Source organism: Micropruina sp. (assembly GCF_047602385.1).
In the GTDB taxonomy this organism is placed as follows: Bacteria; Actinomycetota; Actinomycetes; order Propionibacteriales; family Propionibacteriaceae; genus Micropruina.
Genome location: NZ_JASGHL010000004.1, coordinates 449,523 through 470,571, shown reverse-complemented (window position 1 = coordinate 470,571; position 21,049 = coordinate 449,523). Strand labels below are relative to the sequence as shown.

Genomic DNA, 21,049 nt, shown 5'->3' with positions numbered 1-21,049 from the left:
CGCAACGCATCGGCGGATCTCGGCCAGTCCCGGCGGCATCGGGCATGCTTGGGGCAGTTCGAGGAGGCACTCGTGACGATCGATCGGGCACTGACCCTGATGACCTCGCCGGAGGCGGGTTCGGTGCTGCAGTTGGCACTGACCGGGGAGCCCGGCGTGGAGCTGCCCGGTTTCCGGTTCGAGCTCGACCGCGTCCATCACCGGGCGGGGGCGGACGTCAGCGCCATCTATCAGGTCTGCTACGACCTGCCATCCGCCGGGACACCCACCCAGGAGTGGCTGGGCCTGACCACCGTGGAGCTCACCGAAGGGGTGGCCACCCTGGTGCACAACGACCTGGTGGTGCGGGCCTGGCGGCACCCGGCCGATCCCCGGCTGCCCGGGCTGCCCGCTGCCTGCGATACCGACGTCGTGGCCGGCTGGGTGGGCGCCCCGGTCGAGTTGGAGATGCTGGCCTACCGCCCGCTGCGCCGGGCGGTGCTGGCCGCGCGCGGGGAACGTCCGGCGTTCGTGAAGGTGCTGCGGGTCGACAAGGCGTCCGGCTTGGCTCGACGGCAACGGCTGCTGCACGCCGCCGGCATCGCGCCGGCCATCCTCGCCGAGCCCCAGCCGGGCGTCGTGGTCAGTGCCGTCGCCGACGGGATCTCGCTGGCCCACGCGCTGGTCGCCTGGCCCGAGGAGCCGGAGCACCTGCCGTCAGCGGCGTCCCTGGTCGCCCTGTTGGACGCGCTGCCGGCCGAGGCGGTCCGGTTCCCCCGGCGGGACTCGTGGAGCGACCGGATCGACTTCCACGGCGCGGGTGCCGCCGCCGTCCTACCCGACCAGGCCGACGAGATCCACGCGTTGTCCGGCGAGATCACCCGATTGCTGGCGCTGGCGCCGTCCGGGCCGGTGGTGCCGACGCACGGCGACTACTACGAGGCGAACATCTTCACCGTGGACGGCCGGGCCGCGTCGGTGATCGACCTCGACTCACTCGGCCCGGGTCGCCGCGACGATGATCTGGCCTGCCTGCTCGGCCATGTCGCGGTACTGCCGAACCTCTCGCCCGAGCACTATCCGCGGGCGGCGGAGGTGGTCGAATCGTGGCGCACCGAGTTCGAACGCCTCGTGCATCCGGCCTCGCTGCGGGCCCGGACGGCGGCAGTGATCCTCAGCCTGGTCTCCGGCGCGGACGTGCCGACCGCGCTGGCCCGGCTGGACCTGGCCCGCGCCTGGTTGGTCAGGGCGCGCCAGGCTCTGCTCTAGCGGAGTCGTCGGTCTGGGTCGAGACCCCCTGCTCTGGGAGTCGTCGAGCTTGTCGGGACCCAGCCGGGTCGAGACCACCCCCTTCTCTAGCGGAGTCGGTGGTCGAGCTTGCCGAGACCCAGGATGGCGGCGGATCCACGTGTGGGCGTGCGTCGGCCAGCAGCTCCCTTGATGAGAGGTCTCTCATCGACTGCTCCCGCGTGACTCATCGGCTCGGGGTGGACTGGGCACCATGGACACCTCGAACCCGGTCCCGGGCCGCGGCGGGCGCTGGCTGGTCACCGGCGTGCTCGGACTGGCGGTACTCGGCGCCACAGGCTGCGCCACCGACACCGGACACCGCAGCCAGCCGGCCGGTCCCGCCGTCGTGCTCGACGCCCCGTCCGGCGCCGGCGGGCTGAGCCGTCCGCCGACCGAGAAGGTGACGGCAGGCAGCAAGGCGGACAGCGATGCCGCGACCACCTCGGTGGGCCCGGACGACCGCACATCGAAGCAGGTGCCCGCCGCCAAACCGAGGGCGATCGAGTCGCCCAACACACCCAAGTCACCGAACACCGGCAAGACGCCGGTCAGCCCGCCGTCCGCCCGGACGCCGTAGCGGAACGCTGCTCAACCCGACCACCGCGGGCTGAGCGTGTCGAACCTCGTGCGGGGTGAGGTTGAGGTCGCGACAAGCTCGACCAACGAAAGCGCGTCCTAGCGCACGGATCACGACCTCCTTTTCCGGGGTGCTCAGACCAGCCGATAGCCCATCCCGCGCACGGTTTCGAAACGCGCCGTGCCGAGCTTGCGGCGCAGGTAGCGGACGTAGACGTCCACCACGTTCGATCCGGGGTCGAAGTCGTAGCCCCACACGCTGGAGAGCAGCTGTTCCCGGCTGAGCACTTGGCCCGGGTTGGTCAGGAACGCCTCGGCCAGGGTGAACTCGCGAGCCGACAGGTCGACCTCGCGGCCGTCCACGGTCGCCCGGCGGGTGCGCAGGTCGAGGCTCAGGTCGCGGTGGCTGAGCACGGTCGCGGACGCCGCGGTGCCCGGGTCGGTGCGCAGCCGCAGCCGCACCCGGGCCAGCAGTTCCTCGAAGCTGAACGGCTTGGCCATGTAGTCGTCGGCGCCGCCCTCCAGGCCGGCAACGGTGTCGGTCACCGACGAGCGCGCCGTCAGCATGATCACCGGGGTGGTCAAACCCTGACCGCGGAGCCGGTCGAGCACCTCGAAACCGTCGATGTCCGGCAGGCCGACATCGAGGATGACCAGGTCGAAGTCGCCCGACACCGCGAACTGGGCGCCGACGATCCCGGTGTCCTCGACATGCGTGCTGTAGCCGGCGGCCCGCAGCCCCTTGGCGACGAAGGACGCGATCCGCGGCTCGTCCTCGATGATCAGGATCTGGCTCATCCGGTGGCCTCCAGGACTGGGGTGGACTGCGCTGGGGTGGATCGCAGGGGGAGCACCAGGGCGATGGTACTGCCGGTGCCCAGGGTGGAATCGATGTCGACGCGACCACCATGGGCGGTGACGATCTTGTCGACGATCGCCAGTCCCAGACCGGTGCCGTCCGCGCGCAGCGGGGCGTCGGCGCCGCGTCCGAACCGGGAGAGCACCAGGTCCCGCTCCTCGGCGGAGATGCCGGCGCCCTGGTCGCGGACCCACAGCCACAGCTCGCGGTCCCGGACGGCGCTGCCGAGCGCGATCGGGGTGTCGGCTGGGGAGTACTTCACCGCGTTGGACGCCAGCTGCAGCCAGGCCTGGGTCACTCGCTGGGCATCGAGGGTCGCCGCGGTGTCTGCCAGGTCGTCCAGCAACCAGCGTCGTGGGGCCAGTCCGTGAGCCTTCTCCAGGGTCTCGTCGGTGAGCCGTCCGATGTCGGTGGGACGGGGCTGCAGGAAGTCGCTGCGCTCGGCCTTGGCCAGGGTGAGCAGGTCGTCGACCAGGCGTCCCATCCGGTCGAGCTCGTCCAGCGACAGGGCTCGGGTGGCACCGACGTCGCGGGCGTCGGTGGCGTCCATCAGCTCGAGGTGCCCGCGGACGATGGTCACCGGGGTGCGCAGTTCGTGGCCGACGTCGTCCAGCAGCTGGCGCTGACTGGCCATGGCGGCGTTGAGCCGGTCGAGCATTGCGTTGACGGTGCGGGTGAGCGCCGACAGGTCATCGTCGCCGTGCACCGGGATGCGGCGGCTCAAGTCGTGCTCGGTGATGTCCTCGGCGGTGGTCCGGAGCAGCCGGATCGGTTGCAGCAGGCGTCCGACCAGCAGCCAGATGAGGAACCCGACCACCAGCAGCGAGCCCAGCGCGACCAGGGCGTAGGTGCCGTAGGTGCCGCGCAACACCGCCTGCTCGGCGCGCATGTCGAAGGTCTGGACGAGTGCGCCGCGGGCGTTGGGGAACTGGACGGGCGTGACCGCATAGGAGTGATCGGCGACCGCCGTCTTCAGCCGGCCGCGGGTGACGTGGTCGAGCGCGGCGAGCGGAACCACCGTGTTGACGAACTCCGGATCCTGCTCGGGGCGGAAGCTGACGCCTTCCGGGGCCGTCCAGACCACCCGGGAGCCGACGATCCCCAGCTCGCTCTCATTGGCGGCCAGCACCTGTCGCTGCATCGCGACGCGGATCAGGTCCTCGGGGTTGGTGAACGGGCGTCCCGTGGTGGGATCGATGCCCGGCGTGCAGTTGGCGGTGTGACCGCAGGCCAACACCCGGAACTCGTCGACCGCCCGCGCCAGATAGCCCTCGACCCGGCGCTCAGCCATCGCCGACTCGAGCGTGTACGCGGTCAGCCCGGCGATCGTCAGCGCCAGGGCCGCCAAGGCGAGGACGGCTGCGATGACGCGGGCCCGCACGGTCCGTAGCCAGGGGAGCCGCCCAGTCTGGCGGGCAGGCTGCGTCCGGGAGGCCATGCCTCATTGTGGCAAAGCCGATCGGAGGTGCCGGTGAACTTCGGGTGAGAGTGCTCTCATCGACGTTGCCCTGGTTCGGGTTGGTCTCCGTGGTTCAAACCAGGGAAACGACATCGAAGCACGGAACGTGAGAGCTCTGAGGAGAGAGTTCGTTGCGCGCTCGGAAGTGCGTTCGGCAACGGCAAACGCCCCGGGTTTCCCCGGGGCGTCGGCTGGTGGCCAGGACCGGGATCGAACCGGTGACCTTTCACTTTTCAGGCGAACGCTGCTACCAGCTGAGCTACCTGGCCTCTGAGCGACGATGCGCTCAGCGACCCCGACGGGACTCGAACCCGCGACCTCCGCCGTGACAGGGCGGCGCGCTAACCAACTGCGCCACGGGGCCCTTACAGGCCTCACCGGTCGTTCCCGACCGGCCTCGAAACTATAACAGTCCCTTGCCACGGCGTCGAAATCGGTCGGGCGGGGGCTGGTGGCCGAGTGGACGGCGTGCCACCCGGCGGACGGTACGTGGGGTAGCCGCAGGCGTCCGACAAGCGGAAACCCCCTCCGAGGAGGGGGCTTCACGCGGCATCCCCAACGGGATTCGAACCCGCGCTGCCGCCTTGAAAGGGCGGTGTCCTAGGCCGCTAAACGATGGGGACCTGACCGAAGAACCATACCCGTCCTGACCACGCCCGCCCAAACCTGAACGGCGCCCGGGTCGAAGGGGAGGCTCACCGCTCGGGGCAAAGCGTGAGCGCTCGCGGAACCCGCTCGCCCAGGCACATTCGCTCGGCCAGCGTCAGCACGCCCTGCCGCTCGACGGCAGTCAGCGGTTGCTCGTCCTCGGACAGCACGTCGGCCAGGTGCTCCCAGAACGATCCGCAGCCGGAGGGAACCGGAGTCGGCTCAGCCGAAGTCGACGTCGCGGTCACGCAGCCAGGCCCGCAACCGCTCTACCTTGCGGACCACGCCATGGGACGCGGTCGGCGTCCGGACCCATTCGGCGCCGGCGAGTAGGCCGTACTCGGCGAGTGGACGGCGACCCTTCAGGAAGACCAGCGACAGCCGGGGCCACTCCATCAAGCTCATCGGCTCTCCCGGCAGGCGATCGGTGAGCAGCCCGATCAACTCAGCGATCGCGTCCGGCGACCGCTCGACCGCCAGTCGGTCGTTGGCCGCCCGGTGTTTCGGGTCGAAGCCGGCTCCCGCGATGACGATCACCTGATCGGCCACCAGCAACCGCTCAGCCTCGACCACATCGGCCCCCTGTGCAGGGTCCTGCCTCCAGACTCCGATCACCCGCGCCGCGCCGAACCTCATGCCGAGAAGCTCCCTGGCGTTCTTCATCACCGGCGCACGGACGGGCACCCGGAACCCCGCGGAGTCGTCCGTCCGGACCAGGCCGACGAAGCGCTCGGGCACCCGGTCGGACGCGTCCAGCCGCCAGATGCGCTCGGTGCACTCCGGGCAGTCGCCCGGCGCGGCCTTGAACAGATGGCGGTACAAGTCGACCTGATCGGCGGGAATGCCGCACAGCGTGGGCCAGTCGGAGCCGGGCTGGGCGTGCTCGACGCTGCTGGAGCCGTCGCGCAGCCGGGCGGCCGGCACTGCCGCTGGCTCGCCGACTTCCTCGGGCTGGACCACGTTGTGCAGCGTAGTTCGTGCTGACTACAGCGCCTCGGCGGCCCGGCGGGCTCGCCGGGTGGCGAGGTAGCAGCGGAACAGGAACCCGGGCGTCGGCGGAATCCAGCCAAGTTGCATGCCCATCCCTTGGTCGTCGCGGACGGCCCAATGCTCGATGACCAGACCGTCGACGATGCGCTGGAAGTGGGCCTGCGCGACGGTGAAGGTCTTGTCGGTGGACGCGAACGCGCGCTCGACGGTGCCCTCCGGCGTCCAGACCACGAAGTCGCCGGTGTGGCGTCCGGACATCGTGCCGTAGGTGACGACGACATCGTCTTGGACGACCGTGGTCTCGGTGGTCCAGCGCAGGTCGCTGAACCCCGTCCGCAGCCACTCGCCGGTGGCGTGGAAGGCGGCCGGGCCCCTGCCGCGGGTCGCCGGCGGCTCGGTGAGCGACATCCGGTTGAACGCGTCCGGGTGGACGACCGTCGCCAGGTCGGCGAGGGAGCCGCCCAGGGTGGCGTGGATGGCGCGCTCGGCGAGGCGGCCGAGATCGGTCTGGGTAAGTGTGGCAGTCATGGTTCTTTCCTTTCGATACAGTGAACTGGAACCAATAAGTACAGTAGACTGCATCGAACAATCAGACAAGCCCTCAGCGACCGGAGATCAGGTGGCCTACGACAACAGCTCCCGGACGGCCTCGGCCCGGGAGACCCGACGGCGGGTTCTCGACGCGGCCCGGACCTCCTTCCTGAAGCACGGCTTCGCCGGCACCACGATCCGTGCCGTCGCGGAGGCCGCCGAGGTGTCGCAAGAGACGATCTATAAGACCTTCGGCGGCAAGGCGGGCATCCTGAAGGCGGTCTACGACACCTCGCTGGTCGGCGATGACGAGGCGGTGCCGCTGGCCCAGCGTCCGGAGGCGCTCGCCGTCCTCGACGCCACCGGCCCGGTCGAGGCGGCGGCCGCCTACGCACGACTGGCCGGCACGATCTCCGCCCGCATCGATCCGCTGCTGCGCATGGTGCTCGGCTCCCGGGACGCGGACGCCGCGCTGTCGTCGTTCGCCCGCACCATCGACGAGGAACGCTGGGCGGGCAGTTCGTTCTGGGTGGGACGCTGGCATGCCGAGGGCTGGCTGCGCGAAGACCTCGACGTGGACCGCGCCGCTGACATCCTGTGGGTGATCAACGCCAACGAGCCGCGGTGGCTGCTGCAGGACCGAGGCTGGACGGGTGACGAGATCACCGCCTGGCTGGCCGACATGTTCTGCCGCGCCCTGCTGCCCTGGACACCGCCCGCCGGCCAGACCTCGCCGCTGGGTTCGGCACGGCGGTGATGGGTGGGCGTGGCAGGCTGGCGTGATGGGTTCGCCAGCCGACGTCCGGCTCTCGTTCAACGAGGCCGCCGAGACCTATCACCGGGTCCGGCCGTCCTATCCGGCAGCACTGTTCGACCGGCTCTTCCGGCTGCTGCCCGCCGAACCCGAGATTGTCGAGGCCGGTCCCGGAACCGGTCAGGCCACGAAGGATCTGCTGGGCCGAGGAGCTCGGGTGCATGCCGTCGAGATCGGGCCGGCGATGGCGGCCGTGCTGCGCGCGAACCTGCCCACCGACCGGCTGCGCGTCACCGTCGGCGACTTCGAACTCGCCGACATCGCGCCCGGTTCCGCGGACGCGGTGTTCTCCGCCACCGCCTACCACTGGATCTCACCGGCGGCCCAACTTGATCGTCCGGCCGCCCTGCTGCGACCCGGCGGCGTCCTGGCGGTCGTCGACCTTATCCAGGTGGACTCACCTGAGGATGCCGGGTTCTTCGCCGCTGCCCAGCCGGTCTACGAACGGTACGGGCAGGGCCATACCGGCCCGCCGGCACCGTCCCGGGCCAACGTGCAGCCCGAGATCCGACGGTTGTTGGACGCCGACGCGCGCTTCGGGTCGATCGCCGTGCACCACTACGACTGGAATCAGCACTACAGCGCGGCCGAGTACCGGCGATTGATGGAGTCGTACTCGGTGACGCAGATGATGGCCGCATCCGACCGCCGGGGACTGCTCGCCGACATGGAACGGTTCATCGGTGACGAGTTCGGCGGACGCGTCACCCGTCCGTTGGTCGTCACCCTGACCATCGCGACGCTGACATAGGACCCGATCCCCGGAGTCGGGTTCGTCGAGAATGGAGCTGTTGCGGCGCCGACCAGGGGTTTCGACCCTCTCTCAACCCGCGATGATCAGGTCAGTTCCCGGAGTTGGCGTTGCGGTGCGGAGGCGACGGAGAATGGCCGGGTGGGGGAGCTGAGCTACGCCGAGATCAAGGCCGCGGCAACACGCATAGCGGGACGCGTCCGTCCCGTCACCGTAACCCGCGCGGACGACCTCGCGGTGGACGGTGGCGCGGCTGAGTTGTACCTGGCGCTCGAGTTCACTCAGCACACCGGAACCTTCAAGGCCAGGGGTGCCCAGAACTTCCTCCTCGCGCACCGGGAAGCCGGCACGCTGCCGGCGGCCGGTGTCACCATCGCCTCCGGCGGCAACGCCGGCCTCGCCTGCGCCTGGGCCGCGCGGGAACAGGCGGTGCCGGCCACGGTCTTCCTTCCGGCCACGGCGCCTCAGGTCAAGGTGCAACGGCTTCGGAGCTACGGCGCCGACGTCCGGCTGGTCGGTGCCGAGTACGCGGACGCGCTGACCGCCTGCCTGGAATTCGCGGACGTGACCGGTGCTTTGGCGTCCCATGCCTACGACCACCCCGACATCGCCGCTGGCGCCGGCACTGTGATGATCGAACTCCTGGAGCGGATCCACGGCCTGGACACGGTCGTGGTTGCGGTCGGTGGCGGTGGGCTGTTCGCCGGTGTGGCGACGGTCGCCCAGCAGCACCGAATCCGAACGATCGCCGTGGAACCGGAGAACTGCCGCGCGCTCAACGCCGCCCTGCAGGCGGGCCGTCCGGTCGACGTCCCGCTGAACTCGGTGGCCGCGGATTCCCTGGGTGCGCGCAGGGCGTCCGACCTGGCCCTGCGCGCCGCTCAGCACGAAGGCGTCCGGTCCGTTCTGGTCACCGACGCCGAGATCGTGCGGGCACGCCAGGCGTTGTGGGACGACTACCGGTTCGCGGTCGAGCATGCGGCCGGGACGGGGCTGGCCGGCGTCCGCAGCCCCACCGGGTATCGCCCCAGCGCCGGAGAGAAGGTCTGCGTGGTGCTCTGCGGCGCCAACACCGACCCCGCCGATCTCTAGATCAGCGCTCTGTGACCGAGGCGTCGCTGGTCGACGTCAGTCGGTATAGAAGCCGGCGAGGATCGGGCCGACGACCGCCGGGTCGGCGATGTGGCCGGCGACCTCGATCGTGGTTCGCCGCGCGTCCGGAAGTAGTTCGGCGACCGCGTCGGCCGCTGCAGTGTAGAAGTCGATGGGCAAGCCGGCCGAATGCGGGTCGCCTGTGACGCCGGTGGTAAGCAGTACCGGCTGGGTGACGGCGGCGAGCCGCTCGGCCGGCGGGCGTCCGTTGCCGAGGCAAGCAGCGTCGTAACGCAAGGTCGGAGCCAGTGCGCGCAGTGCCGTCCAGACCGGAGCCGTCTCGGCGGCGGCGATGCCCTCCTCGGACGAGCCGGCCAGCCTCATGAACAGCCGCAGCGCCTCGTCCGGGTCACCGGCCTCGAGCGCGGCGGCCAACTCGACGCGGTACTTGCGCCAGGCGGTGAGCAAGAACTCGTCGATGAGGTACGGGACTTCGTGGACGGCGATCCGGTCGATCGGCAGGCCCGCCGCCGCGGCTTCCAGGGCGAGCGCGCCGCCGGACGACGCGCCGAACACGTGTGCTCGGCCGCCGGCCGCATTGATGACGGCCGCAAGGTCCTCGATCTCGCGTTGCACCGAGTACGGCTGGGTGTCGCCACTGTCGCCGCGTCCGCGTCGCCGGTAGTTGACCACCGCAAACCCGTGGATGAGGTGGTCGGCCAGTGGAATGTTCTCGGTGCCGTCGTCCAGGCCGCCGCCGACCAGGACCACCGCCGGACCGTCACTACTGAGCTGGTCGTACCCGATCGGCGTCCCATCGGCTGAGGTCACGTGCGGCACTGGGCTCCCTCGGGTTGGTCGAACTCGTCGAGACCCCTCGGGCATCGGTAGCGCATGATCAGCGATTCCGGTGATCGTGGGGGCCCACAAGTCTGACCCGAGGAAACAGAAGAGTTCCCTACTTGTCGTAGACCGAGACGTGGACGTGGTCGTAGTGATTGGCGGTGTCGCCGCCCCGGTCCTCCATTTTTCGCCAGTTGGTGAAGGCGACGCTGCGTTCGACGTTCCAGCTTCGTTGCCGCCAGATCAGGTAGTGCACGCGCAATTCCTTGTGCCGCTCCTGCAAATAGCGGGCGATGGTGTCGCCCAGCGCCTTGCCGGTCGAGGTCTTGTATCTGGGAATCATGATGTCCAGGGCGCGTCCGCTCGGGTGGTCGGACGAGTATGAGCTGGAACTCCGCCAGCCGTACATCGTCTTGATCGCGGGAAACTCGGCGCGGATCAGCCGGACGATCCGCTTGATCGTGGGCTTGGTGCGGTCCAGGCTGGCGCTGCCGAGGCTGCCGCCGGGGTCGGTCACCGGCGGTTCGACCGTCCCCGTGGACGGCTTGGTCTTGGCCAGATAGGACGTGTACGCCCACGCCGGCCCGCCGTTGAAGATCACCTGGGTGCGCTTGTTCGCGGTCTTGCCGGTGACCAGGAGAACCGTCCCCAAGGTCACCTGGCCGAGCACGGTGGCATCGGCGGCAGAGGTGGCGCGAACGTTGACCTCGTCCACTGCCACATAGCGTCGCCCGGTGGCTTTCGGAAAACTGGGTCCCGACCCGAGCCTGGTCAGATACCCGGTCAACACCCACGCGGCGGCGTCGGCGCGGACGATCTGCGAATAGCTACCCGAGTGAGTGCCGGTCAGCGACACCACCGTGCCCTTCTTGAGGTCGCCGAAGGATGCGGCATCGACCGCCGGCGCTTTGCGCATTGCCAGCACCGCGGTGGTGCGTGCCGTGGACGTGACCGGCGGCAGCGGTTCGGCGGGGGAGGACGCCGGAGCGAGATAGCTGCCGGACACCCAGTTCGTCACGCCGTCCACCGTGACCTGGACGAACCGGCCCGAGGTGGTGCCGGTCGCCGTCACGGGGGTGCCTTTGCGTAGCACCTTGACCACCGCGCTGTTCACATCGGGCTCGGCGCGCAGGTTGACGTCGGCGGTGGTCACCATCGCGATCGTGGTGCTGGCCGGGGACGCGTCCGCGACATTGGGCACGATCAACCCGCTCAGGCTGAGACTCAACGCGAGTCCGGCGGTCACGGCGACTGCCGTCCGGGTCAGGCGATTCGGTGGCGAGACCATGGCGTCCTTTCGCTCCCCCTGGTTGCCGACGGGTGCCGCGGGAGCGAACGTCGCTCCAATGACCCTCGGATTGCGCTGGACTTTAACCCCGCTCAGTAAGTTCAGGACAGGGTCGGAAGGGGCATCCCGACGCATGACAAGCCGACGCGCCGGTGGGTGCGTGGTTGATCCGGGCGAACTCAGCGCTCAGTGTGGTCTCTACAGTGGCCACATGGCGGTCTCGATGAGTGCGGAGAGGTTCGATGAACTGGTGGACGCCGCTCTCGACCAGATCCCCGAGCGGCTGGCGGCCCTGGTGCAGAACTGCGTGGTCGTGATCGAGGCCCGAGCGCCGGAGCCGGACAGTGACCTTCTCGGCTTCTACGACGGAATCCCCTTGTCAGAGCGCGATTCTTGGTACTCGGGCGTGCTCCCTGACCGGATCGTGATCTATCGGGACGCGATCCTCGACCTGTGTGCAGACGATGCCGAGGTGGTGGAGGAGGTCCGCATCACCGTGTGGCACGAGGTGGCTCACTACTTCGGTATCGATGACGCGCACCTCGACGAGCTCGGCTACGCCTGACGAACGGCGGGATGCCGGACCCGGCTGATCCGGAATCCTGAAACACCTTGAGTGCAGGTTGAGATTTCTCCGCTTTCCGTCATCAGGCTTCCGCGTCGGTGGTGTCGCTCGGTGCCTGGATCATCCACGAACGGTTCCGCTCGGAGAGCCAGGTCGCCACGGTGCCGAGCGAGGTGTCGGGGATCCAGCCGGCCTGGAGGTCGCTGTGGGAGAACGCTCTGGCCAAAGTGTGCTCGGTGACTTGGGCGGCTTGGTCGGCGGTCGCCGTGACGGGCACACACCGCACTTTGCCGCGGATCGTGTTCGCCGCCAGGGTGTCGATGACGTCAGCGCCGAAAGCAGGTGCGACAAGCACCAACGGTCGTCCTGATCGCTGGGCGTTGGTGAGCAGGGGCAACAACTCCCGCACGGTGAGCAGCGGCTCTCCACAAAGCGCGATCAGCGGGTCGGAAGCCACCGCCCAGCCGCTTGCGGCGTCCGTGATGAAGCGGTCGTCCGGGATTCCGGCCCTGATGCCGGGTGCTGCGGCCCTCGCGGTCCTGAGGTCGGCGCGCTCCGGTTCGGTCAGTTCCGAGCCGGGCAGATCGGCGGGACGGCTGCGGGCCTCGAGTTCGCTCAGGTACTGCGGCGGTTCGGTGGTCGGTTCGAAGCGCGGGATGTCGCGCTTCGGGGGTGCGGCCATCGCGGCATCGCGTTCCCGCGTCTTGCGCCGGTCATCGACGTATCCGTAGATGACCACAGTGACGCCGGCCACGAGGATGATCGCGATGCCCCACCAGTCCATGGCCCCAGTGTGCCCGCCTCGTTCTCCGGGCTCGTGGCCGACGGGATGCCGCGCACCGGCAGCCCGGACGGTAGAGTGAGCACGCGCTACGCGCCGGGCCTATAGCTCAATCGGCAGAGCAGCGGACTTTTAATCCGCGGGTTCTGGGTTCGATTCCCAGTGGGCCCACTCTAGTCAGAGGCATATCCGGGTCCTTGCCGACGCCCCTCCTTGAACCCGTTGCTAACACTTTGCTACGCGGAGCCTCCGAGAGCCCTCGCGAAGGCCGCCGCGGCCGCTGCGCCGCCGGACGGGATGGCATGGCTGTAGACCCTCAGCGTGAGGGACGGGTCGGCATGCCCAGCCGAGCCGCGATCACATGGACAGTGATACCGGCACGCAGCAGCGTGCAGGCCTGCGAGTGGCGGCAGCCATGCAACGTGAGCCGTGGAAGGCCGAAGGCGAGGCTGTGCGGGTACTTCAGTCGGCGCGCCACGCGCGTCGCGGAAGGCAGCTTATTGGTCATGGTCGGAGGCTAACCAGAGATGTCCGCCTGACAGGTGGACACGCCCACCCGCATTGTCCAGATGCGGCGCGTCCTCCGAGTGGTGATGCTGGGCATCTCGCTGTGCACAGATGCGCACAACGCCGGGCCCGCTGGCATACTCCCGCCAGGAGTACCCCCGAGGAGCAACAGCCATGGCACGAGTACAGACAGGCTGCCGCGACTGCACGCGGTGCATGAACAGCGCAGCGGGAGACGCTATGCGCAACACAGGCCGCACGCTTGCAGCCGTCGGCACGGTAGGTATGAGCGAACTGGCCAGAGGATTCACCCGCAACTGCGGGGTGTGTGGCCACAAGCTGTCTCTTCATCAGGCGGAGGACTACCGTTCCAAGCGACAACAGGCAGGACTTGGACCCGGCCAGCAGGCTTGGCAGCCGCAGTGGCAGGCACCCGCGGCACCGCCACAGTCTCCTCAGGCGCAGTGGCCACAAGTTCCCGGTCAAGCCCCCTACCCGTACCCGCAGCAAGCAGTTCCACCTCAGCAGCAGATACCGCCGCAGCAAGGGCCTCCGCCTGGCTGGTACCCCGACCAGCAGAATCCCGCGGTCAAGCGCTGGTGGGACGGCTACCGCTGGACTGAGCACACTCAGGGCTAGGCGGCCAGCGGCGAGCCGCCGGTGCCAGGTCACTCCTCGGCAGGACACTGAACCGTGGCGCTGTCCGATTGGCTCAACCTGCTGGGCGCGTTGGTGACTGCGCTAGGCCTGGTCGTGGTGGCCCCCGAGGCACTGGGCACAGTGGCCCGGCAGCTAATGGCGGGGGCTGCTCATCTCGCGCGGCGGGCGCGCGGCCAACTGGCCCGATGGTTCCCCTCTCTGGGCAAGAGCACCTCGGCCACCGTGGGCGCCGTAGCTGCCAGCCTGCTGGGTATCGCGAGTAATGCTCGGGGTCGCATCGGTCCCACTGATATCGGAGACCACGCTCAGCAACTCGACCAACTCAGGCGCGTGGTGGCGGCCATCTACGCCGAACTGGACGAACTGCACGCCGCGCACGAGCAGTTGAAGGCCGAGCAATCCGCTCGGCTCGACGCCCTGACAGCGGAACTAGCGGCGGTGCAGCAAGCCCTGCGAGAGCAGGAGGACGAGCAACGCAAGCTCAATGGCAAAGGCTTCCCGCTGGCCGCTCTCGGACTTCTACCAAGTTCGGTGCCTGTCGATGTGCTGAACGGGCCCACGGGTTGGGCAGTACTGGCCCTGCTCGGGGGTTTTGCCGTCGTGGGCGCCCGCTGGCTGGCGGAGGCGCGCGGGGACATCGCCAAGGGCTGGCGCGAGGCGGCGGCGTCTAGGTGATGACGTAGTACCCGTGCCCTCGTGGGCAGTAGATGGTCCAGTCGGGGCCGCGCCAGCAGCGCGAACAGTGCGCGGTCTTGCACCGCAGGCACCAACCGATGTCAGCGAACGCCTCGCAGGCTCGCACGGGGTCGAACGGCTCGAACAATCCCCGTAGCTCTGCGGCCTCCTGCGCTCCGCCCGGCAGCGGGTCGCACCTCGGGCCGTTCCCGCTTGCTACGCCGGTGTACAGCATGCGCCAGGGTCGGCGGCCATCCGAAGCCGACGCACGGCGTGCCGGTGTCGGACGAGGTGGTGCAGCGGGCAGTGAAATCGCTGCAGGCGTACGAGGAATACCTGGCGGTGATCCCCGGGGCATCCGGCGACGGCGGAGAAGGCGGCATGACCTGGAAGCCAAACGCAAGGGTCTCCTTGCTACGGACTTGCTGACGGACCCGAGGTCACCGGATAGCACGACCCGTCACCAGCCATCACCTGGGCACTCACTTGGATGAACTCCAGAGGACCAGAAAACACGTCCGGACATCGGATGAAACGCCGTTCTCAGACTTTTGATCCGCGGGTTCTGGGTTCGATTCCCAGTGGGCCCACCAGCAGTTTCAGGCTAATGACTAGGTGAAACACTCGAATCGCCCCATCGCACTGGTGGGCAGACGTGATCAGATATACGCAGTCCTGACGCACGCGAAACGCACACGGAACGCACGAAAACGAGGCTGCGATTGCCGATCGGCGGGACTTCGGGTACATCTGCAGGCTGCCTTCAGGCAGGTACCAGGTCATCTACATGGGGCCGGACCTGGCCCGGCACAAGGCGCCGTCGACGTTCGAGAACAGGGACCTGGGGTTGTCGGCTCCGCAACGAGCGGCCGATGATCGAGGACACGGCCGCCGACGAGGTGCGCTGGGTCTCGCCGGCGGAGCGGATCGAGGCCGCGCGCCGCAAAGCCGAGCCCGAGGTGACGTTCGGCGACTACGGCGAGCGGTGGATCGGTGAGTGGCGCAACTCGAAGGGCGAGCCGCTGCGGGCGCTGACCCGTAAGGACTACGAGCAGGTGCTCGTGACCCCCCCTTGTGCCCGCGGCGGCGTGTAGCGGAGATCTCTTCTTGGCAGCGGCTCTGCTGCTACGCCCTCGCTTCAGCGCGCATCCGACGCCAGTGAGCAACGACGTGCCACGCAGCGACGATGCAGGCTGCACCTCCAACAAGCACAAGACCGATCAAGAAGGCCATCGTGAACCGATCAAGCCCCGACCGATCGGCGACGACATCATGGACTATCAGGGTCGCCTGCGCCAGAAACGCGAGACCGATTCCGAGCAGCGTCCAACGGGCAAGAGCTCTACCAATCGCAGCTCCCGCGACAGCAACAAGTCCCAAGCTCAAGACGGCAAGCCCATACAATCCGTCGTAGGGCCCGGCATCCTCGTCCATAGTCATCGTCACAGCCCCAAAGAACCCCAATGCGGCCAACCCAAAGCCAAGGACGACCAGAAAAACACGTCCCCGAAACCCCTCATCAGGATCGTGCGCCGGCGACATGCGGCAAGGCTAGCCGCGACGCCTATGTGCGGCACAACCCAGGCTGCCCGACCCTCCCGACGCCCCGAAACGTGCGCTTCTGCCGATAGCAGTGCCCGGCAAGGGAGGCAGTCGGAGGCGGATCCAGCCGCAGTGGAGTCCAGCAGAGTGGTGTACGACGGGCCCTGAAACGGTGCAATGGTCACCGAACGCCCGGTGGGACCAGTGGCGGCTGCACTCGGCGGCATCCGCAACGGCCTAGTCGCGGACCAAACCGCGGGCACATTTGTCTGTGGGTCAATCGTGTCGTCCGCGGTTTCGGCCACTGCGTCGCGGCGCAGATTTGAGGATCGCGTGGGGTCAAAAGGCCGCTCGGCCGGTGCCTGGAATCCACCCGGATCCCGCCCTCCTCGCCAGGTAGCAAACTGGAACGGAAAGACTCGAGAGACGTTGCTCGTGATCGGCACAGCCCGTTGCCACCGCGTCCTGGATACGAGCCCTGGCCAGCCGCTGATCGCTGCCGGGCGCCTCCGGAACCCGGCGCAGCGACTCGCCGCGGCTACGACGGTCGCACCGGGTAGCGCAGATGTGTCACGCCGGAGCCGGCAGTCACCGTCGGATTGCCCAGGACGGCGGGCGCGCGGTCCAAGTGCTCGAAGAGGCGGATTCCTGAGCCGAGTAGCACGGCGGCGATGTCGATCGCGAGTTCGTCGAGGAGTCCGGCGTTCAGCAGCTGCTGGATGGTGTCGGCGCCGTGCACGGCAACCGCCTTCTCGCCGGCCGCCGCCTTGGCCTGCTGGACGGCGCTGCCGAGGCCGTCGGTGACGAAGTGGACGGTTGAGTCGGGCCGCGGCCACCCAGCGGGAATCCGGTGGGTGAGCACGAAGGCAGGACCCCAGGCGTGGTTGCGCCCCCAGCCTTGTCGAAGGTGCGGCGTCCAGTCAGGACGGCACCTACTCTCAACCCCGCACCCCGGAATCCCTCAGCTTTCGTTGTTGTCCTCGGCCGCCCGGTCGCCGAGCCTGGTCAGGGCATCAACGGTCGGCGAGTCGGGGTCGTCACGGAAGGCCGAGCCGGCCGGGGGAGCTTTCCCGGTCTGGGCCCGCGGGTCCCGGGCCGTCGATACGCTGACAACGCACCGGTCGAAGAACCGGGCTCGAGGTACCGGGGATCGGATCCCGGCCCGGGCAGGGGAACGTGGTGAGATTCCACACTGTGCCGCACCTGTGATGCGCCGCGAGCGACGAGTCAGACCGCCTGCACCTCGGTGATCCGCGAGCAAGGAGCGATGAGGACAATCGATGTTCGCCGTGCTTGAGCAGTTCCCGATGTTGTTCTTCGCCGTACTGCTGGTGCTTGGCGCGCTGCTGGGGCAGGTCCGCCTCGCCGGCGCCACGCTCGGACCGGCCGCCGTGCTGTTCGTCGCTCTCGGGCTGACGGCGTGGGGGATCACCCAGGGCGTGCAGCTGACCGTGCCCGAGGTGCTGGGGACGTTCGGGCTGATCCTGTTCACCTACACGGTGGGGATCATCTCGGGACCCAACTTCTTCGGCTCGCTGCGGCGCGGCTGGCCGGTGATGCTGACGACTGTCGGCTGCCTCGCCGTCGCGGCAGTGGTCGGCGGGCTCGCCGGCCGGGCGCTCGGCCTGCCGACCCCGGTGATCGCCGGGACCTTTGCCGGGGCGCTCACCAATACGCCGGCCCTGGCCGCTGCCGGTCAGGCAGCCGGGGACCCACAGCTGCCGGCGGTCGGATATTCGATCAGCTACCTGTGGGGCGTCGTCGGGATGCTGCTGGCGACGGCGTGGGCGCTGCGCCGGGGGGTGCGGGAGCCGACGACGGCGTCCCCGCGACTGGAGCAGCGGACCGTGCGAATCGATCGGGACGACCGGGTCACGGTCGGCGCGGTGCTCCGCGAGCGGGCCGGTGCGGTGACGGTGACCCGGGTCAAGCACCTGACCGGGCCGATGGTGGTGGCCTCGCCCGACGAATCGCTCGGCAAGGGGGACCTGATCAGCGTGATCGGACCCGGGGATGACCTCGACTCGGTGGCCGACGAACTCGGCCACACCTCGTCGGTGGACATCATCGGTGATCGCACCGACCTCGACTCCAATCGGGTGACGCTGTCCGTTTCCCGGTTCGCCGGCCACGGCATCGCCGCCCTCGGGCTCGGTGAACGCTTCGGCGGGCACGTCTCTCGGGTGCGACGGGGCGACATCGACATGATTCCGACCGCGGACCTCGTGCTGCAGTTGGGCGATCGGCTCCGGGTGGTGGCGCCGCGCGAGCAGATGTCGGCGATCCGCGCGTACCTCGGTGACTCCGAGCGAGGCTTCTCCGACATCAATCCGCTCGGCCTGGCGCTGGGCCTCGCCACCGGGATCGGCGTCGGGATGATCCCGGTCCCGTTGCCCACCGGCACGTTCACCCTCGGGTCCGCGGCAGGGACGCTGCTCGCCGGTCTGGTCTTCGCCCGGATCGGACGCGTCGGAGCCGTCCCGATCTCAATGTCCACCGCGGCCGCGCACGCCTTGTCCGCGCTCGGCATGCTGGTCTTTCTCGCCTACGCGGGCACCAAGGCGGGCGTGCTGTTCGTCGCTGCGATGTCGTCCAGTCTGGGTTGGAAGGTGGCATTGCTCGGCTTCGCGATTACGGTCGTGGCGGCCGCCGGACTGTTGATCGCCGGACGCCTGCAACGCACCGACTGGATCCAGCTCTCCGGTCAGCTGGGCGGGGCCCAGACCCAGCCCGCCCTACTGGCGTACGCGAACACCCGCAGCGGGTTCGACAACCGGGTGTCGCTGGGTTACGTCCTGGTGTACCCGGCCGCAATGGTCGGCAAGATCGTGCTCGCCCAGCTGCTGGTACTGCTGGCCTGATCGCCTCCGGTGCCGTGGTGGGGCCTCGGGCCCACTGCGTCTTCGACGTGTGTGGGGAAGGCCGGTCGCGCTCCCGTCGACTGCTGCTCGGCGAGGACGTTGGACGCCGGGGCTAGGCTCACCGAGACCTTCCGGACGAGCGCAGATCCACCCAACGAGAGGACCCCGATCATGCAGCGGATAGTTCCGAACCTCTGGTTCGACCACAACGCCGCCGAGGCGGCCGACTTCTACACCGCCGCCTTCCGCGACGCCCGGATCGTCGAGACGGTGCGCTACCCGTCCGAGGGGCTGCTCGACTTCCAGGCTGACCTCGCCGGCGAGGCGCTCACCGTCGAGTTCGAGATCGGCGGCTACCGGTTCATCGGCATCAACGCCGGCGCCGAGTTCCGGCCGAACCCGTCGGTGTCGTTCTTCGTGAACTTCGACCCGTCCGTCGACCCCGACGCCCGCGCGCACCTGGACGAGTTGTGGGGCAGGTTGTCCGAGGGCGGCAAGGCCCTGATGGAGCTGCAGGAGTATCCGTTCAGCCCGCACTACGGCTGGATCGAGGACCGCTACGGGGTGAGCTGGCAGCTGATGCTGACCAGCGCCGAAGGCGAGCCGCGTCCGTTCATCATTCCCAGCATCATGTTCGGCGACACGGTGCAGGGCCGCGCCGCCGAGGCGATGGCGTACTACACCTCGGTCTTCGACGGACGCGTCGGCTCGGTGGTCCCGTACCCGGCCGAAGCCGGTCCGATGGCCGGCGCCGTCATGTTCGGCGAGTTCCAGGTACTCGACCAGTGGTTCGCCACCATGGACGCCGCCGGCCAGGACTTCACCTTCACCTGCGGCGTCTCGCTGATGGTGCACTGCGACGGTCAGGACGAACTGGACCGCTACTGGGCGCAACTCAGCGCCGTCCCGGAGGCAGAGCAGTGCGGCTGGTGTGCCGACCGGTTCGGACTGTCCTGGCAGTTGGTCCCGGCGAATCTGGACGAGCTGATGGGCAAGCCGGACGCCTTCGCCACGCTGATGGGCATGAAGAAGATCGAGATCGCCGCGTTCGGCTGACGCCCCATGCTGTCGGGCGGGCCGCGATTCCACTCCTCGGACGCCGATTGCCGGAAAAGTATCCATCGCTACCTACGATCCCGTAGGGTTTGAGTCAACTGTTCTCGAGCGCCGCCCGGGTTTCCTCTGATTGAACGGTCCTGTCGTGAACGATCAACAGAGAGAGACTGCATGTCGGCCACTGATGCCCCTGCGCCCGTCCGCTCGAACCGCGCCGTTGCGGCTCGTGCCGAATGGGAGCGTCGCACCAATAGCTTCACCGAACTCGCCCAGCAGGTACGCACCGCCGGCCTCAACGCCCGGACGACCGGCTTCTATCTCACCCTGTTCGGCGTCCTGGTCGCCGCGCTGGCGGGCGCGCTCACCGGACTCGTCCTGCTCGGTGATTCGTGGTTCCAGCTGCTGATCGCTGTCGCGCTGGGCATCCTCTTCACCCAGTTCGCGTTCCTCGGCCATGAGGCGTCCCATCGCCAGATCTTCGCCACCGGCCCGGCCAACGACCGGTTCGGACGCCTGCTCGCGACCGGCTTCGTCGGGATCAGCTACGCCTGGTGGATGACCAAGCACACCCGGCACCACGGCAACCCGAACCAGATCGGACGCGACCCGGACATCGCTCCCGGCTGGGTGTCGTTCACCGAGGACGACGCCGTGCACGCGACCGGCTTCAATGCCTGGATCACCCGGCGACAAGGGTGGTTGTTCTACCCGCTGATGCTGCTGCTCGGCCTCGACCTGCACCAGGCCTCGATCCGGCGGCTGTTCCGGCCCGGCCGGCTCGAGGGTCGCGCCCTCGAACTGACGCTGATCAGTGTCAGGTTCGCGCTCTACCTCGCGCTGGTGTTCTGGGTGATGCCGGTCGGCCTGGCATTCGCCTTCCTCGGCGTCCAGCTCGGTGTGTTCGGCCTCTACATGGGCATCAGCTTCGCGCCTAACCACATCGGCATGCCGATCGTGCCGCACGGGGCGAAGCTCGACTTCCTGGACAAGCAGGTGATGACCTCGCGCAACGTCTCCGGTGGCTGGTGGGCGACCGCTCTGATGGGCGGGCTGAATTACCAGATCGAGCACCACCTGTTCCCCGGGATGCCGCGTCCGCATCTGCACCAGGCTCGCGTCCTGGTCCGGCAGCATTGCGCGCGCTACCGGGTCCCGTATGTGGAGAACGATCTGGCGGCGGCGCTGACCATCGTCGTGCGCTACATCAACGACGTCGGCTGGGCAGCCCGGCACAGCTTCAGTTGCCCGGCGGCGGCCAGCATGGGACGCGGCTGACCGGAGC

Annotated in this window: 23 protein-coding genes and 4 tRNA genes; 13 read left to right on the top strand and 14 right to left on the bottom strand. The window is 68.7% G+C overall.

From position 1 onward, the window contains the following. Positions 1-72: 72 nt before the first annotated feature. Together QM711_RS15295 and QM711_RS15290 are read left to right on the top strand one after the other, a co-directional pair. Positions 73-1,248, top strand: a complete 1,176-nt coding sequence (locus tag QM711_RS15295) for a hypothetical protein (RefSeq protein ID WP_415100826.1) — start codon at positions 73-75, stop codon at positions 1,246-1,248. 232 nt (positions 1,249-1,480) lie between these two features. Then, positions 1,481-1,846 (top strand): hypothetical protein, encoded by a 366-nt coding sequence (locus QM711_RS15290; protein WP_415100824.1) that lies wholly within the window; start codon positions 1,481-1,483, stop codon positions 1,844-1,846. Positions 1,847-1,980: 134 nt separating this feature from the next. Here the strand turns inward: QM711_RS15290 and QM711_RS15285 are convergent, their stop codons facing one another. From QM711_RS15285 to QM711_RS15250, 8 genes are all read right to left on the bottom strand, one after another. Next, positions 1,981-2,643, bottom strand: coding sequence for a response regulator transcription factor (locus tag QM711_RS15285; protein WP_415100822.1), 663 nt, complete (start codon positions 2,641-2,643; stop codon positions 1,981-1,983). Further along, positions 2,640-4,142: a sensor histidine kinase gene (locus tag QM711_RS15280; protein ID WP_415100820.1), complete on the bottom strand. Its 1,503-nt coding sequence runs from the start codon at positions 4,140-4,142 to the stop codon at positions 2,640-2,642. The genes QM711_RS15285 and QM711_RS15280 overlap by 4 nt, the downstream gene beginning before the upstream one ends. Before the next feature lie 213 nt (positions 4,143-4,355). Next, positions 4,356-4,432: transfer RNA gene (locus QM711_RS15275), tRNA-Phe, on the bottom strand. Between the two features lie 21 nt (positions 4,433-4,453). Continuing rightward, positions 4,454-4,527 (bottom strand) — tRNA-Asp (locus QM711_RS15270). Positions 4,528-4,713: 186 nt separating this feature from the next. Then, positions 4,714-4,786 (bottom strand) — tRNA-Glu (locus tag QM711_RS15265). Between the two features lie 72 nt (positions 4,787-4,858). After that, positions 4,859-5,059: a hypothetical protein gene (locus QM711_RS15260; protein WP_415100818.1), complete on the bottom strand. Its 201-nt coding sequence runs from the start codon at positions 5,057-5,059 to the stop codon at positions 4,859-4,861. Further along, a complete protein-coding gene (locus QM711_RS15255) occupies positions 5,034-5,771 on the bottom strand; it encodes a hypothetical protein (RefSeq protein WP_415100816.1) in 738 nt (245 codons plus the stop codon). Before QM711_RS15255 ends, QM711_RS15260 begins: the two co-directional genes overlap by 26 nt. Positions 5,772-5,795: 24 nt before the next feature. After that, complete coding sequence (locus QM711_RS15250) at positions 5,796-6,329, bottom strand: ester cyclase (RefSeq protein WP_415100814.1); 534 nt, start codon at positions 6,327-6,329, stop codon at positions 5,796-5,798. Between the two features lie 91 nt (positions 6,330-6,420). On the opposite strand from QM711_RS15250, the gene QM711_RS15245 reads away from it, so the two are divergent. From QM711_RS15245 to QM711_RS15235, 3 genes are all read left to right on the top strand, one after another. Next, positions 6,421-7,089 (top strand): TetR/AcrR family transcriptional regulator, encoded by a 669-nt coding sequence (locus tag QM711_RS15245; protein WP_415100812.1) that lies wholly within the window; start codon positions 6,421-6,423, stop codon positions 7,087-7,089. Positions 7,090-7,114: 25 nt separating this feature from the next. Then, the gene (locus QM711_RS15240) at positions 7,115-7,897 is read left to right on the top strand and encodes a class I SAM-dependent methyltransferase (protein WP_415100810.1); all 783 of its coding nucleotides are present in this window, start codon (positions 7,115-7,117) and stop codon (positions 7,895-7,897) included. A 141-nt stretch (positions 7,898-8,038) separates the two neighbouring features. Then, entirely contained in the window at positions 8,039-8,989 is a 951-nt protein-coding gene (locus tag QM711_RS15235) for a threonine/serine dehydratase (RefSeq protein WP_415100808.1), read from the top strand. Between the two features lie 36 nt (positions 8,990-9,025). Here QM711_RS15235 and QM711_RS15230 read toward each other — a convergent pair whose 3' ends face one another. Next, on the bottom strand, positions 9,026-9,820 hold the full coding sequence (locus QM711_RS15230) for an alpha/beta fold hydrolase (protein WP_415100806.1): 795 nt from the start codon (positions 9,818-9,820) through the stop codon (positions 9,026-9,028). Between the two features lie 127 nt (positions 9,821-9,947). Next, positions 9,948-11,078 (bottom strand): SH3 domain-containing protein, encoded by a 1,131-nt coding sequence (locus QM711_RS15225; RefSeq protein WP_415100804.1) that lies wholly within the window; start codon positions 11,076-11,078, stop codon positions 9,948-9,950. Between the two features lie 253 nt (positions 11,079-11,331). Here QM711_RS15225 and QM711_RS15220 point away from each other — a divergent pair, with 253 nt between their 5' ends. Beyond that, positions 11,332-11,685, top strand: a complete 354-nt coding sequence (locus QM711_RS15220) for a metallopeptidase family protein (RefSeq protein ID WP_415100802.1) — start codon at positions 11,332-11,334, stop codon at positions 11,683-11,685. Positions 11,686-11,767: 82 nt separating this feature from the next. Here QM711_RS15220 and QM711_RS15215 read toward each other — a convergent pair whose 3' ends face one another. Beyond that, positions 11,768-12,469, bottom strand: a complete 702-nt coding sequence (locus QM711_RS15215; protein ID WP_415100800.1) for a hypothetical protein — start codon at positions 12,467-12,469, stop codon at positions 11,768-11,770. Positions 12,470-12,564: 95 nt separating this feature from the next. Between QM711_RS15215 and QM711_RS15210 the strand changes: the two genes are divergently transcribed. Further along, a tRNA-Lys gene (locus QM711_RS15210) sits at positions 12,565-12,637 on the top strand. A 145-nt stretch (positions 12,638-12,782) separates the two neighbouring features. On the opposite strand, the gene QM711_RS15205 is transcribed toward QM711_RS15210, so the two are convergent. Beyond that, complete coding sequence (locus QM711_RS15205) at positions 12,783-12,974, bottom strand: hypothetical protein (RefSeq protein ID WP_415100798.1); 192 nt, start codon at positions 12,972-12,974, stop codon at positions 12,783-12,785. A 110-nt stretch (positions 12,975-13,084) separates the two neighbouring features. Here QM711_RS15205 and QM711_RS15200 point away from each other — a divergent pair, with 110 nt between their 5' ends. The 3 genes from QM711_RS15200 to QM711_RS15190 all read left to right on the top strand — a co-directional run bounded on the left by QM711_RS15200 (position 13,085) and on the right by QM711_RS15190 (position 15,402). After that, positions 13,085-13,612, top strand: a complete 528-nt coding sequence (locus tag QM711_RS15200) for a DUF2510 domain-containing protein (protein WP_415100796.1) — start codon at positions 13,085-13,087, stop codon at positions 13,610-13,612. Between the two features lie 54 nt (positions 13,613-13,666). Beyond that, the gene (locus QM711_RS15195) at positions 13,667-14,308 is read left to right on the top strand and encodes a hypothetical protein (RefSeq protein WP_415100794.1); all 642 of its coding nucleotides are present in this window, start codon (positions 13,667-13,669) and stop codon (positions 14,306-14,308) included. Positions 14,309-15,180: 872 nt separating this feature from the next. Continuing rightward, entirely contained in the window at positions 15,181-15,402 is a 222-nt protein-coding gene (locus QM711_RS15190) for a hypothetical protein (protein ID WP_415100792.1), read from the top strand. Positions 15,403-15,433: 31 nt separating this feature from the next. Here the strand turns inward: QM711_RS15190 and QM711_RS15185 are convergent, their stop codons facing one another. Next, positions 15,434-15,850, bottom strand: coding sequence for a hypothetical protein (locus QM711_RS15185; protein WP_415100790.1), 417 nt, complete (start codon positions 15,848-15,850; stop codon positions 15,434-15,436). Positions 15,851-16,388: 538 nt separating this feature from the next. After that, positions 16,389-16,712 carry a dihydrofolate reductase family protein gene (locus tag QM711_RS15180; RefSeq protein ID WP_415100788.1) on the bottom strand — a complete coding sequence of 108 codons (324 nt, stop codon included), beginning with the start codon at positions 16,710-16,712 and terminating at the stop codon, positions 16,389-16,391. A gap of 418 nt (positions 16,713-17,130) precedes the next feature. On the opposite strand from QM711_RS15180, the gene QM711_RS15175 reads away from it, so the two are divergent. From QM711_RS15175 to QM711_RS15165, 3 genes are all read left to right on the top strand, one after another. Then, complete coding sequence (locus QM711_RS15175; protein WP_415100786.1) at positions 17,131-18,711, top strand: aspartate:alanine exchanger family transporter; 1,581 nt, start codon at positions 17,131-17,133, stop codon at positions 18,709-18,711. Positions 18,712-18,882: 171 nt separating this feature from the next. Beyond that, a complete protein-coding gene (locus QM711_RS15170) occupies positions 18,883-19,767 on the top strand; it encodes a VOC family protein (RefSeq protein WP_415100784.1) in 885 nt (294 codons plus the stop codon). Positions 19,768-19,938: 171 nt separating this feature from the next. Then, the gene (locus QM711_RS15165) at positions 19,939-21,042 is read left to right on the top strand and encodes a fatty acid desaturase family protein (RefSeq protein WP_415100782.1); all 1,104 of its coding nucleotides are present in this window, start codon (positions 19,939-19,941) and stop codon (positions 21,040-21,042) included. Positions 21,043-21,049 lie beyond the last annotated feature (7 nt).